A 14,842-nucleotide genomic window follows, 5' to 3' on the forward strand; every position below is an offset into this window, starting at 1 on the left:
AATTTTTTGTAAGCATTTAGATGACCAAATGTTATACCGGAAGACCGTGATCATTTTTTTGAGCGTGCTTGGTGAATGGCCAATTGTTGGAATTGCCACATTAGGATGTTTGTTTGATTATTTTGTATTTTGAGCATTGCTGTAGCCGCCGGATTGGACGGCTATACGGCATGCATGATGGAGTATTACTTGGTGGCTATTGATCATATGATCGTTTTGATTGGCTATAGATCACTAAGTGATCGATATACGGATGTTAGCAAATATTAAGAAAAATGAACCATAAGGATTTTGTAGAAATAATAGAAAACAATACAAAGGCAGATAAAAACGTGCTTAAAGACTATATATTAAGCATATTGCCTAGGATTCCAATACCAACTGTTAATGTAAATAAAGATACTTTTATAGAAAGAGCAGTGATTATTTCGCACACAGATGGAGATTTTGACCTTGATAGATTATCATATATTCCAAGTAAATTAAAGCACTTAGCTTCAGAAGGAAGATTTAATAATGCAGAAGAATCTATTTTTTACGCAGCATTTACAGACTTAGATACTCCTTCTGCTACTAGATTTTTCTTAGCAACAGAATTAGACCATTCTATTTTGGGATATCAAAATAAAACATTCAATATTACAGTAACTAAATGGTTATCAAAGACAAGTTACACATCTCTTTTTTTTGTTTTCAAAGATGAATATTGTACAAATGATTTGACAACAAATGCTTTTAAAGAATTAGTGAATTCAAATGAATTTAGAAACTTATCTAGAGAGGATAAGGAATTCCTAGAGCTAATTACAGAGGAATTTTCTAAAACAGATTCAGCAAACAAATATGATATAACAAATATTGTATTCGATTTTTATAAAAGATTAGGTTACAATAGTATAATTTATCCTGGGGTTAGAAGTCGATATCGTGGAAATAATATTGCTATGTTTCCATCAGTTGTAGATGATTGTTGGGAATGTTGTTTCGGAGCTGAATTTATATTAGTTCAAAATGGGGACAATATTAAAATGGATGCAGTTAAAAAAATTAATCTGAAAGGGAAAAAATTAGTTTACAGCGATTTTGGTAAAAGTGAGTTTGGAGAAGAAATTACAATAAAAAAATAAATCCTAATTTGAATTTATAATTAGTTTAGATCAGTAATCATGATGAATATTGTAATTGATACGAGCATATTAAGAAAAGACAGAGGTTTTCTAAACTCGGATATCTTATTATTAAAAAAACTATCAAAACTAGAATTACTTAAGATTCACTTCCCTTGGGTCGTATACAAAGAATCTACTTCTCATAACTTCAAAGATATTGACTCCGTAATTGGAAAAGCAATTAAAGAAATCACATCCCTAAATAGGAAAGGAATTTCAAATGAAGTTTATGTTGAGCTAGAAGAAGTTGCTAAAAAACTTGATTCAATAAAATCGACAATTGATAAATCCGTTGATAAACATTGGACTGATTTTATTAATGATACTGGGGCAATTCTTCATGAAATTAATAATGAGCATGGGAAATTAGTAATGTCTTCTTATTTCGGAGGAGATAAGCCATTTCCTGAACCTAAAAGCAGAAAAGACATTCCTGATGCTTTCATTTATGAAGCAATTAAATCAATTATAGAGTCAGTAGGTAATGTATATTTTATTTGTGCAGATAATAATCTTAGGAATGTTGTTAATGATTTGGGTAGTTCCTTTGCTTTTGCATCATACGCTGACTTCTATAAAAGCTCTGACTACAAAGCGATTGAAGATGAGTATAAGAAAATTGAACATTATTCTGATGAACTGATTTTATTAAAAGAAAATACAGGCAAAATTTCAGAGTTCGCTATTAGTGAAATTTATGGAGATGTGTTTGCTGGAAATGATCAAGAAATATTTCATGAGTCATTACCCTCTGATGATAATATAGGCATGTTACAGGATATGGACAATGTCACTGTTAATAAAATACACCTTGACGAGATTCAATTTATTGATGGCGTATTTTATATTCCGATTAATATTTCGGCGACTTTTGGAATAGAATATTTTATGTTTAAGTCGGATTACTATATGGAAGCTGAGGGTAGAAATATTTCAATAATTGATGATGACTGGAACAAACACTATTTTCTTATTTATGAGAATTTTAATGTGAAATTATCATATCAATGTTCAATTGAACAAGATAGTATAAAGCAGGATGAATTTGAATTTGATACTGAACAGGTAGTAATAGATGAACTAATTATAATTGAGAAATAACATTTGCTAACACGCAAAATAGCAAAAAGCGGTGAAGTACTTAATTGGGGCGGCATTAGTCCGTTTCAACTTCATCTGGGTTTGGTAGTAAATCACTCGCAATCCGCTTCATGCCATATTGCCACCGTTAGCAGCAAGACAAACGCCTACAAACAACTAAAGCATATGAAAGATACTTTAAATCCATTATTGGCATCGCAAAGAGAAAAATCAGGCGCTGAAACTTATGAAAAGTATTCCTATCAGTATCATTGGGCATTATATCGGGTGTTAAATGAACATGATAATCTAAAGGAGTATGCAGTTTTTATTGAGTTACATGAGGATGTTGTAGTATCAGACTCTTTGGATGCAAAGAATGCAAATTTTGAATTTAATCAGGTTAAAACAAATAGAGGTCGCTTTACTCCGAATAAACTTGCACATCAAAAGAAGAATGATAAAAGTGTATTAGGTAAGTTAATTTCAAGTGGTTTGGAGAAACCTTTTACTTCAAAAATAACTGAACTGAACCTAGTTGCGCTAAATGATTTTGCACTTGAACTGAAAAATAATGATTTGAGTTTAAGTAAAATTACCCTAGATGATTTATCTGATGGACAATTAGAGGAATTAGAAAATGAGATGAAAAAGGAAATGGGTATAGATGCCTTGCCATCAAATATTCAGTTTATTGTACCTGAACTTTCAGAGAAAAATTTTCAAAATGATATTATTGCATCTATAGCTAAACTAATCACAAATCTTTTTCCTGCTTCATATTCAAGTCCAATTGATATTTATAGACTTTTAATAGACGAAGTAAACCGTAAGGGAACAGTCACATATGATTTTACAAAGTGGGATGAACTATTGCGTAATAAAGCACTAACATCTACAACAGTTACAAAAGTACTTAATGAATTTACCAACATTAAGGACGAAGCGAAAATTGATATCGAGTTTAGTAATATTTGTTCAGAGATTGGTTTGAAATCGATTGAAGCAAAGGTTCTAAAGCGCTCCTTTAATAGGTACAGAACTCTACGTATTAGTAATAGTAGTGTCTTACAAAATGATTTAACAAACTATTTTGTAAAAGAAATTGAATCAATTATAAATAATGGAACAACTGATTTCAAAGACTTAATCGAACAGGTTAAGAAAGAAATACCAAAAAATATTAGTAATGTATTTCATTCTGACATAGAAATTACAAGTGCTATAATCTGTGAATATATAATGATGAACTAATGGGTAAAGAAAATTTTAAAATCTTAATAAGAAATCTAAGAACTTCAAAAAATGCCAAACTTAAAATTCAAACAACTGCTGATAGTGTCAAGTTCGACAGAAACTGCAAATCTGTTCGAGTTCAACGAGAAGTTAAATCTAATAGTAGCAGTTGATAATAGTGTCGGCAAATCTACATTAGCAAAATTGTTATTTTGGGGGCTTGGCTGTGAACCTGAATTAGATTCAAAATGGAATTCTACAGATAGTAAAACACTTGTTGTATTTTCTGTAGATGATGTTGAGTATTCTGTGAAGAGATATAAGAGTCAAATTTCTCTAAAAGAGCAAGGAAATGATTATGTTGACTATGAGAAAATCGGGGGTGACTTTTCGCAAAGGATGGCTAAAATCCTTGGTTTTAAAGCTCTTTTGCCAAATCGAAAGACTGGATTGATGGTTACACCTCCTCCTGCCTTTTATTTTCTTCCTTTTTATATTGACCAAAAAAGAAGTTGGTCAAATGCTTGGGATAATTTTGAGAAACTTGCACAATTTGAGAATTGGAAAAGTATAATTGTAAAATACCATGTTGGGTTACTTACTCCGAAACACTTTCAACTTGAAACCCAAAAAGCCGAAAAAAAGGATATACAAAAATCTATTAAAGAAGAAATAGTAAAAATAGAAACGACCCTCGAAGTTGTAGAAAACTACATTCCCACAATCACTAATGCAACTGTAAAAAGTGACAAGTTTGAAACACTTACGGAAGAAATAAAGGTTGAATTAAATGATTTACAACTGTCTCAGGAAAAGCTTTTAAGCAGTTTGGCTGTATTAAATAGTGAAAGAGTATATTTAGAACAACAAAAAGTAATTACAGAAAAAATTATTGCAGAGCTCGATAAAGATTATAAATATACAATTGAAAATATAGAGGAAGATGAAGTAGAATGTCCACTTTGTGGTGTAGTTCATGAGAACTCCATAATCAATAGGGCATCTATTATGACTGACAAAATTCAAGCAGAAAATCAGTTGGAATCTCTTCTGACTGAACTAGAAAAAGTTAAAAAGAAATTAGTTAATAAGGACAAGGATCTATATATAGCAAGAGAACAAATTAAAGGAATCAATGAAAAGTACATTATTGAAGATGAAAAGGAAGTTATAGAGACTACAGAAGCGAATGATGACAGTCAAGGATTGAATAAAGAAAAAGTTATTATCGATTTTAATCAGATTATTGAAAATATTGCAGGAAACTCGATAAAACAAAATGTCATTGAAGATAAAACCTCTAAACTAGTTAAGTCAGATGACTTATCTGCTGATATTAGAAAAATTGGAAAAGAACAAAAGGCTTTGTTAACGAATGAAGAAATTGAAAATATCAATTTATCTTTTAGCTCAATTTTTACAAAGTACATTGGTTTATTGGATGCGGAAGCTGTAAATACTTCTGAAATAAATTCTCCACTTCAATATAACAAAGTAATTAAAGAGGGAGGAGCAGCAGAAGGCTCTAGAGCTATTTTAGCTTATTATTTAACGATATTTTCAATGGTTGAAAAGTTTGGAAATGAAGTTAAAGCTGGTTTAGTTATTGATACTCCTAATCAGCAGGAACAATCAGATTCTAATTACGATAAAATTGTTGATATATTAACAAATAGAATGTCTGATACAACACAGATAATAATGTGTGCCATGGAAAATGAACACATAGAGCCTTTTAGAGAAAAAGCAAAAGTGATTACGTTAGATAAAAATAAATTACTAAATAAAACTCGATATGTAGAACTGAGTAATTATTATTTAAACAACTAAAAAACAGCTGCTAACAATGGCTTATAAAGCATACCGCTCTGCCGCAGGCGCAACACAGAGCGGAACGCTTCATAGCCGAGTCGTTAACGAGCATTAGGTCGAACGAAACAAACAGATAATAATGAAGGAATATAAAATAGCAAAAGGGTGGGCAATATTTATCTGGATTTTTGGGCCAGTATTAATTGCACTATTTGGCTTTTTAGCGATTATGCCGTTCTTAGCTGATGAAATTAATTTAACAGTTGTTTTAACCTTGACTCCGATATCAATAGGAATGGTAACGCTAATGATATTCGGATTAATGGATATTTACAAAGGACGATTTATAATTAATAAAGATGGATTGGTCTCAATTGGAGTTTTTACAACCAAGACGCTTAGATTTGAGGAAATTAAAGGATACACTGTAAATGATCAGTATATATTTGTTGAGCCAAATGCCAAAGGGAAGAAAAGAATAAAAATAAGCCAATACATTAGTGGAAATCATGAAATTCTATCTTGGCTGTCAGCGAAATATGAAGACCTTGATTTAATAAATGCTCAAGCGGAAGAACAGGAAATTTTAAATGACAAGAACATTGGATGGTCAAAAGAAATTAGAGAAGAAAAACTATCAAATGCTAGAAAACTATCCAAAGTCATTAATTGGTTAGGTGGTCTTTCTTTTGCATGGGCTTATTTTTACCCAAAACCATATGATGGCGCAGTACTTTCAGCTTTTATCATTCCGATTGTAGCACTGATTGTAGTGAAACTTTCAGGAGGACTGATACGGGTTGACCAAAAAAATGGAAGTGCATACCCATCGATTATTTATGCATTGATTTTTCCTTCACTGGGGTTGATGGCAAGGGCGTTCTTTGACTATGATATTTTTGATTATTCAAATGTTTGGTTAAAAGCGGCTTTGGTTACAATAATATTTATATTCATTCTACTCATAAATCAGAAAGAGATTACATTTAGAAATAAGCAAGATTTCCTGACTATTTCGAGTCTGATAATGTTTCTCTTTGCATATGGGTTTGGTGCAGTGATTTATCTTAATTGCAGCCTTGACAAATTAGAACCAGAACAGTATACTGCAACGATTCTTGAAAAGCGGATAAGCACTGGAAAACATACATCATATTACTTAAAACTTACAGCTTGGGGACATCAAAATGAAATTGACGAAGTAAGTGTTAGTAAAGGATTATATAAACGAGTTGACATCGATACCGAGATAAATATTTACTTCAGAAATGGTAAACTTGAGATTCCATGGTTTATCGTGACTGACAGAAGACAACAATAACGACCTGTTAACAATCTATAAATTTCATAGCCGAGATAGCAGCAAATTGAAGGTCTGTAGCACGCTTTAAATACTCATGGTTTGATAAGTTTGAAGCCCGCAATTGCCCACATTTGCATACACTTGTCCGTTACCTTGAACTAGAGAAGTTGCAATTGCTCACGTGCTGCATTTTTTTGCTAAGTGAAGATTGATTTTTTCGTTAACCCGGATAATTCTAGCAAAAATTCTTGTGCAGCTGCAAGGCCGTAGAAATGAAAGAATAGTTCCTTGTTTCAAATTTGTTCTAACGAAGCAGATGAATATGGAGAGGGTTACCTCGCTCCAATTTGAGTTATTAACGAATAAATAACCACAGCCTTATCGGGGCGAAAAAAAAACACCCAAGAGGTGTTGCCTTATTTTGGGGTGAATAATTCGGGCAAATGCTCTGCCTTCCCTTACCCCACGGCGAAGGGATGAAGGCAGAGGCGTCAGCCGCTTGTTTGAGCTCCTTTGGGGCAGTGTTGGTTACTGCTGTTATTGGTGCTTTCCGGCCCCAAAGAGCGAGTGCCGCCAGCCCGCCGGGCGGATGCCCGGGCCCCTTTTCATGAACAGAAATTTTCGGTAGGGATTAGTAGCGAAGGGGTTTTTATGTTATTTCGTTTTTTGTGAATGATTCTCCATATGTCCCGAATTTTATGTCCTTCGGGAGGAGCTTCGGGGCGGGAAGAGGACGGCTCCTCGGCCAAAAAACCTGGGCGTATATTACCGGGTACGGATAAGCGGGCTCCATCTGAAAGCCGGGATATTTGACATTTTTGGGGTGATTTTTTCCCTGCTGGGTTCATTTGGCAGAGGGTCCTGACCGAAGAGCCTTCTTGTTTTTGTTTCATCTCCGGTGGCAAAAAACCGCCCGGAAAGCAGTGCGGAGGAATTTTTTTGTAGTCCGAAGGGGGGTATTTATTTAAATATAGATTTTGATCAGATTGTTGGTATTGCTTTTCGGAAAGGGTACTGTACTTTACAGCTTGAAATTGTTAGAGCGCTGTGATGAAGCGGCCTTCATTTCTCTTATGGAATCTTTCTTTTTTTAACCAATTGCAGTCCTATGAAACGACCAATATTAATATGGTTACTCTGTGTTTTTTTTAGTGTTATTGCCTTTGCCGAGGAGTTACACGTTGCCAAAACGGGCCATGATGATAATCCGGGTACTGCGGAGGAACCCTTTCTGACGATTCAAAAAGCGGCGGACCTTGCAGTGGCCGGGGATATCGTTATTATCCATGAAGGCCGTTACCACGAAATGGTAGAACCTGCTAACAGCGGTACAGCAGGCAATCCGATTACTTTCCAGGCCGCAGAAGGAGAGACGGTGATTATTACTGCCGGCGAGGTGATTGACAGCTGGGTCTCCAACGGTAATAATATTTATATGGCGGAGGTCAAAATGCCGCTGGGAATTGAACGCAATGCGCTCTTTTATGATGGCGATATGATGGAGATTGCCCGCTGGCCGAATAATGCGGATAACGATCCCTACACGGTAGATGCCAAATACATTGAACAGGGGGGATCTGATGCTCATTTTACCTACCCGGGCATTCCGAATTATGACTGGAGCAATGGCTATGTCTGGTATTTAGGGGCGCATTCCGGTGCAAGCTGGACCCGGAAAGTTACGGCGGCCTCTACTTCCCGCATAGATTTTGAAAAGATTGATATCAGCAGATGGCCTTTTGGGGTACACAATCCAACCCGGAAGGAAAACGGCCACTGGGGAATTTTTTATCTGTTTAACAGTTTGGATGCCCTGGATATTGAAAGGGAATATTACTACGATGAAGCGCAGGAAACCGTTTATTTCAAAGCTCCGGGAAGTGTAAATCCTGCTGATGGCTTATGTGAATACCGGGCCCGGGAGTATACGATTAAACTGTCGAAGGATTATCTTGTGGTGGATGGCATTCAGACTTTTGGCGGAATTGTGATGATGTCAGGAAATCATAATGTCATTAAAAATTCCACCGTTCGTCATGGTATTCCCATTATTGATGAATTGAATAATACCGATGCGCAGATTACACAGGGAGCCATCAGTGTGGAGGGGAAACACAACCTGATTGAGCGCAATCTGGTGGAGTATGGAGGGGCGAATGGCATAGCCATGCTAACGGCCTGGAGAGGGACTTCGCATACCACTATCCGGAATAATATTGTGCGCTATTTTAATACCATCGGGATTCATGCCGAACCGATTCGCTCTAACTGTCCGAATACCACCATTGAAAATAATACGATTTATGGCAGTGCACGAAGCGGGATTTATGTGAGTAGCGCCAATGCAGTGGTGGCTTATAATGATGTGCATGATGTCATGAAGTTCAATGCCGATGGCGGTGTCTTCTATACGGTAGGGAATAGCGAGTATAAAAATTCCATCATCCACCATAACTGGTTTTATGATTCGGAAGCGGCTCCGCATGCCGGCTATAAAGTGGCGGGAATTTACCTGGATAACCACAGCAAGGGCTATGATGTGTACAATAATGTGGTGAGTAATGTTTCCTGGACCGGCATTCAGATCAACTGGGACAACTGGGGTCTGAATATTTTTAATAATTCATTATATAAAGTTTCCGAAGCCATGGGGCGTTGGGAAAATGGCTATACCATGGATGAGGTGGTCATCATCAATAATTATGGAAGTAAGGCACCCTGGATCGGAACGGATATTCAGCCGGAGAACGTTATTTTATTGGCAAGCCCCTTTGAGGACTGGACGGAAATGAACTTTATGCCGAAAGCGGGCTCCGCATTGGTGAATGCCGGGCAGGAGATTCCCGGATATACCGATGGCTTTGTGGGCGATGCGCCGGATATCGGCGCTTATGAAAGAGGGGGAGATTATTGGGTGCCCGGTGCCGACTGGATTCCGGAAGGAGAAGAGGAAGAGGAGGAGGAAGAGAAGGAACCGCCGTTGACGGTTGATAAGAATGACAGGCTGTTTTCGGTTTATCCCAATCCTACTTCCGGACTTATCGAGCTGGATTGTAAGCAAATCGTAGAGCAGGCTCAGATCGCAGTTTTCAGTTCGACCGGACAGCTTATCCATCAGGAAACCATCAAGGGGACCTCTAAAGCCACGATTAATCTGCAGGGGGCTGCTGCTGGCATGTATCTACTTCAGTTTGTGGCTGATAACCGATGGGAAACACAGCAGATTATTATTGAATAAAGGATGGGGACAAGGCTGGAGAAGCACAGTGAATAGCGAAGGGCCCTGAAAATTTCAGTAAAATTGATATAAAAAAAAGACCGGCATTTTGTCGGTCTTTTGTGTTTGAAAGGGTTTGATTACAACAGGTAATATAGCATGCCTTTTTTTTGCATCAATACCTTGTGGGCCAGTTATTGGAGGGAGTAAAGAAGCTCAGGGATGTCCGTATGGTCAGGGAGTTTTTTTAGGGCAGGGCGGAAGGTGTTTTTGGGGTTAGAATACTCGATTAAGGGCTTTTTGTGACATATAATAGTTAAAAAGCATTCCATTGAGAAGTTGACATGCCCGTCATTTTTTAGGAACGGCTTTATATGGAATCAACCCTTTCGCCCTTGGGATTTTCAATCACCACTAAAGGGTTGATGACCATTTTTAAAATAATATGATTTGGGAGTTAATTCTCGGGAATAAAATCGGTGTAACCATAGTCCTTCAATGTGCCATAGATGGCTTTCTCTTTGTATGTGGCCTTATCCCAATCGATGTTATTTACATTACCTTGCGAATAATCATATTATCGTAGGTACGAAAATAGTAGTCGGCATTTTTTACATCAGCCACTATGCTATAGGCCACCATTTGTGGAGCAGGAGCTAACCAACCCCAATACAATGTTCCACGAGGAATTTCAAACATATTTACCATAACCCATCCGGTATTTACAGCGTCTAAATCTGTTTTGATTACCGATTTGTCCAATACGTAATTTAAAGCATCTGCTTGTTTAAAGCGACGCACAGGCGATTTTTCAAATCCGTGGAATTCGTTTTCAGATCATTTCACCCTTCCTGATTCCAATGTTTCTCCTTGCATGTTCAACATTACATGAACATTTCCGAGCTGTTCCTTTTATTGGGATTATTTTTTATAAAATCCACAAAATACTATGGTTGGGAAACAGACACGACTCAAAACTCTCCTTCAAAATAAAAGGGTTCGTGCATCAGCAAAATAGGAGGTAAGTCGAAAGAAGTTTCGGCTGGTTTTATGCTTATCGCATACGTTCAAAAGATCAGGAGAAGCTTTCTTCCTCCTCCCAATCATTTATTTCTTTGTCCTTTTGTAATATGATGTTGATAAGATGAATGGAGTATGCGATTTAAACACGCTTTAATTCATCAAACTACTTCCAATATTTTTCATGTTAATGGCATTGATCCATTCCCTATCTTTTATAATTATCTTCCCTTGATTATAAAGGGGTGTTTCCCCAGGCACGGTTCGGTAGTGGTCCCAACTCTATCGTTAATGTACCACCTTCCATAATTTGTTCATGAGAAATATAAGGCTGGTTCAGCACCTTTCCATTTATTTTGGCGGATTGAATATACTTATTCTTTTTACTGGCAAGTGCAGCTTGAATGGTAAAAGTTTTTCCATTCTCCAATTGAATACTGGCTTCTTTGAATATAGGGCTCGTGATGTCATAAACCGGTACTCCTGGAGTCACAGGATAAATACCTAAAGAGGTGAACACCACAAAAGCTGTCATCGCTCCACCATCCTCATCTCCCGGAATACCGAAAATATTATCCTTAAACCAGGTGTCCAGTACAAATCGGGTCTTTTGTTGTGTTTTCCACGGCTCACCAAAACGGTTGTACAGGTAGGGAATATGAAAGGAAGGTTCATTACCCATAGAGAATTGTCCGATCATGCCGGTGGAATTGGAACCATCCACGTAAAACTGACTTTTGCGTTTACCTAAAGATTCACGGAATAGCTGATCGAGCCTATCCGCCGCCGCATTTGTGCCCCCCAATAATTTCGTAAGGCCTTCAATATCATGCTGCACATCCCAGGCGTAGGTCCAGCCGTTGTTTTCATCATAATAATCACGGTAGCCGAGTCCTCCATCTAGTTTTGGGTCAATTTCTACCCACTTCCCCTTACTGTCTTTTGGCATAAATAAGCGATGTTCCGGGTGCCACAGCTGTTGGTAGTTTTTACTGAAATCCAAATATTGTTGATAGCCTTTCTTCTCAAGTCGTTCACCCAGCTTACCTAATGCCCAAAAGTCATAACAAACGCCCAATGTCACGGGTACTGGTTGTCGTTTTTCAAAACTATCCACCACCTGATCGGGGAGCGACTCTTTCTCCCCGATAGCCAAGGACGGAAAGTATCCCTTCTCATGAAAAAAATCATCAATGGTCTCGCGAGGGTTTCCCTGGCGCCAGGGAATAAAGGTGCGGGTGGTCAGCGTATGTTCCATGCCGTTGTAAGCAGCTTCTGCATTAAAATTAGTGATACCTTTACTATAAGCATCTAAAAAAATGGCGGCCGTATGATAAGAATTCATACACATCGTATTGCCAAATGCCTGCATAAAGGTGGGCATCCAGCCGCTGCTATGATACATTCGTACAAATGAATTCACCATATCACCCTCTTGTTTGGGGTGTAGTATGGTGCGCAGGGGGTGGTGGCTTCGGTAAGAATCCCAAATCCAATCATCGGCATACATCGGTTGGGTGGTTTTTTGAACTTTTTGCTGATATACATCGAAGTATTGCCCATCCTCGGTAATATCCACCATTCGTTCATAAGTGCGGTAGAGGGAGGTAAAAAAGGTCCTCTTTTGCGCCTCCGTACCACCTTTGACCTGAATGAGATTCATTTTTTCATCCCAGGCCTGCTTGGCACGCACCATTACGGTTGTGAAATTATCGTAGGCAATTTCTGTAAAGTTTTTTTGTGCCTGCGCCGGGCTGATATAAGAGAGTCCATATTTTATAAATACCTGAGCATGATTTTGAGTGGAGATGGCCAGCCAACCATCATGTTCATCCACTTTTAGGTCTGAAATGGGTTGATTGAGTTTATCGACAAATTCCACATAAGCGTAAACCTTCAGTTTCAGTGTCCTGGGGTTCAAGCCTCGGTCTTTGTTCATAATGGTTTCCGTGAGCAGGTAGCGATGAGTGGAAAGCCGCTGAAAAGAAAGCGGCTGTTTTCCCTGCAGGATCAGGTGTTTATTTTGATTTTTTTGAAAGTCTATTTGATAAAAACCACACTTCTTGCCCGGTGTAAAGGATAGCTTGATATCTTCTTCGATCAAGTAGCCTTCATAAAACCAAGGTTGGTAAGTTTCTAAATCATGGTCGACGATCATTTTTGAAGTTTTGAGTTCAGAGAAATCAGTCGTGCCTACTTTTAGGCGCATCATTCCGGGGCGCCGATGGGCATAAACCAATAGGGGGAAGGCTTCGATCTCATCGGATAAATAGTCTTGCCGAATGGGAAACATGCGGACCATTTGATTCGGAAGATGCATAGTGGGGAAGGTAGGGACCAAGAAGGGTGCGACGTTCCCGATTTGTGGATCGATATAAGCACTGTTTTCTTTTTGGTTTTGCTGGGCAAATGCCGGTTGAACAAAAGTCCATAGGGACAATAGTACCCAGGCCATGGTTTTGCGCATGGCCTGGGGAAATACCAAGTATAATGGATCGTGTTGCATCAGATATAATTTGGTTGAATACTAGGATAGATACCCAAAATACACCAAAGGCTTAAGGGAGGAATAATAGGTTGTTAATTGGATAAAATACAGTTGGTGTAGGAGGGTTTGCTACGTAAAATAACGAGTGGTCTTTATTTGTTCTAAGCCTGATCCTATAATCAAAAAAATAAATTAAAAGTCCGGGGGAAAAGCAAAATGCCTATTTTGGAGATTTCAGGGCCTATTTAAGCAATAATTATGCGCAAGGTAGCTGTTTAATCTTCGATTAAGTGGGGGTTAATGCACTCCCGTATCTTCGTTATACAAATTTACTTTTAGCCAAAACTAACTTTTTATGAAAGCAAAACTATTTTTACATTTTAGCATTATTCTTATTTTTTGTTTTGGGGGCAATTTAAGTGCGCAAGATCGACCATCGACTATATGGAACCCTGCAGGTAATGCGAATAATGATGGAGCTTCCGAGGCTTCCTGGTCTAATGCTGATAACTGGACCGATGGGCTCCCTGCGGCAGATGGTATTGTAAAATTCAATGTAAAGGATGCGATTACCTGCTATGTAGACCAGAATGTGAACATCTTCAAATTTGTTTTGGGTGATGGTGGCGATGAGGCTGATACCGCACGTTTAGTGGTGAAGAATGGAGGTTCAATTAGCACGGGGGGAGAATGGTCCGGTGCGGCATGGACGAACGACTGGTACACCGAATTGATCGTGGAAGAAGGAGGGACCATTAATTTTGGAAATCATTTCTGGAATGGATGGAATGGAAAATCAGTGGTTTATCTAAGAGGAGGTGATATTAACGTAAATAATATGTACGGCTCCGCTTTTGAACCCGGCACGGTAGGTTCAGGGACTATATATATTGAGAAGGGATACCTCAACCTGGGGGAGTTTCATCCTACACAGTCTATTCCAGAAGGTTCAATGTGGAATTTGACCGGTGGAACCATTTATATTAAGGGAGATCACCGTGACAATATCATGAATTTAGTGAATCTGGGACGTATCATCACCACCGGAGAAAGTGGTGAGGAAGTTCGTACCCTTACCATCGATGTAACAGGGGAGGAAGGGAGTTATCTGACGACCATTACTGCGGTATCAGAAGGACCTGAAGAGCCAGAGGAACCAGAGAATCCAGAGAATCCGGAAGAGCCAGAAGGTCCATTAGCTTCCAGAGCGGAATCCAGCTTAACCTTTGCTGTTCCAAACCCTACTGCCGGTTGGGTGGAGATCAACACCAAAGGAATGGATGATGCAACTTCTTATGCGGTGTATTCACTTGCGGGTCGTAAATTAACTTCCGGCCTTTTGAAAGGAGAGTTAGTGAAAGTTAATTTATCACATTATCCATCAGGTGTTTATATTATTGCGGTAAACAACGCTGGTAAATTTACTACACAGAAAATAATGAAAAAGTAGCCTTCGAAAATATCCGCATTTCCACTGTAGACTGTTAATTATTATTGTAAAAATAAAAAGCCATAGG

The 14,842-nt window shown here is 38.1% G+C and carries 10 protein-coding genes; 8 read left to right on the forward strand and 2 right to left on the reverse strand.

What is annotated here, in order from left to right; genetic code table 11:
* The first annotated feature begins 129 nt into the window (after positions 1–129).
* From AAA970_RS18665 to AAA970_RS18695, 7 genes are all read left to right on the forward strand, one after another.
* A complete protein-coding gene (locus AAA970_RS18665; RefSeq protein ID WP_338238412.1) occupies positions 130–270 on the forward strand; it encodes a hypothetical protein in 141 nt (46 codons plus the stop codon).
* 5 nt (positions 271–275) lie between these two features.
* On the forward strand, positions 276–1,127 hold the full coding sequence (locus AAA970_RS18670; RefSeq protein WP_338238413.1) for a hypothetical protein: 852 nt from the start codon (positions 276–278) through the stop codon (positions 1,125–1,127).
* A 39-nt stretch (positions 1,128–1,166) separates the two neighbouring features.
* The gene (locus tag AAA970_RS18675) at positions 1,167–2,270 is read left to right on the forward strand and encodes a PIN domain-containing protein (RefSeq protein ID WP_338238414.1); all 1,104 of its coding nucleotides are present in this window, start codon (positions 1,167–1,169) and stop codon (positions 2,268–2,270) included.
* A 165-nt stretch (positions 2,271–2,435) separates the two neighbouring features.
* The gene (locus AAA970_RS18680) at positions 2,436–3,503 is read left to right on the forward strand and encodes a DUF4297 domain-containing protein (protein ID WP_338238415.1); all 1,068 of its coding nucleotides are present in this window, start codon (positions 2,436–2,438) and stop codon (positions 3,501–3,503) included.
* Positions 3,504–3,554: 51 nt separating this feature from the next.
* Positions 3,555–5,315 (forward strand): hypothetical protein, encoded by a 1,761-nt coding sequence (locus AAA970_RS18685; protein ID WP_338238416.1) that lies wholly within the window; start codon positions 3,555–3,557, stop codon positions 5,313–5,315.
* Between the two features lie 121 nt (positions 5,316–5,436).
* A complete protein-coding gene (locus AAA970_RS18690; RefSeq protein ID WP_338238417.1) occupies positions 5,437–6,618 on the forward strand; it encodes a hypothetical protein in 1,182 nt (393 codons plus the stop codon).
* Positions 6,619–7,708: 1,090 nt separating this feature from the next.
* Entirely contained in the window at positions 7,709–9,838 is a 2,130-nt protein-coding gene (locus tag AAA970_RS18695) for a right-handed parallel beta-helix repeat-containing protein (RefSeq protein WP_338238418.1), read from the forward strand.
* Positions 9,839–10,369: 531 nt separating this feature from the next.
* On the opposite strand, the gene AAA970_RS18700 is transcribed toward AAA970_RS18695, so the two are convergent.
* Complete coding sequence (locus AAA970_RS18700) at positions 10,370–10,618, reverse strand: Ntn hydrolase family protein (protein WP_338238419.1); 249 nt, start codon at positions 10,616–10,618, stop codon at positions 10,370–10,372.
* Between the two features lie 454 nt (positions 10,619–11,072).
* Positions 11,073–13,343: a GH92 family glycosyl hydrolase gene (locus tag AAA970_RS18705; RefSeq protein ID WP_338238420.1), complete on the reverse strand. Its 2,271-nt coding sequence runs from the start codon at positions 13,341–13,343 to the stop codon at positions 11,073–11,075.
* A 337-nt stretch (positions 13,344–13,680) separates the two neighbouring features.
* Here AAA970_RS18705 and AAA970_RS18710 point away from each other — a divergent pair, with 337 nt between their 5' ends.
* A complete protein-coding gene (locus tag AAA970_RS18710; RefSeq protein WP_338238421.1) occupies positions 13,681–14,775 on the forward strand; it encodes a T9SS type A sorting domain-containing protein in 1,095 nt (364 codons plus the stop codon).
* Positions 14,776–14,842: the final 67 nt, after the last annotated feature.

It is taken from the genome of Persicobacter diffluens (genome assembly GCF_036244895.1).
Lineage (GTDB): Bacteria > Bacteroidota > Bacteroidia > Cytophagales > Cyclobacteriaceae > Persicobacter > Persicobacter diffluens.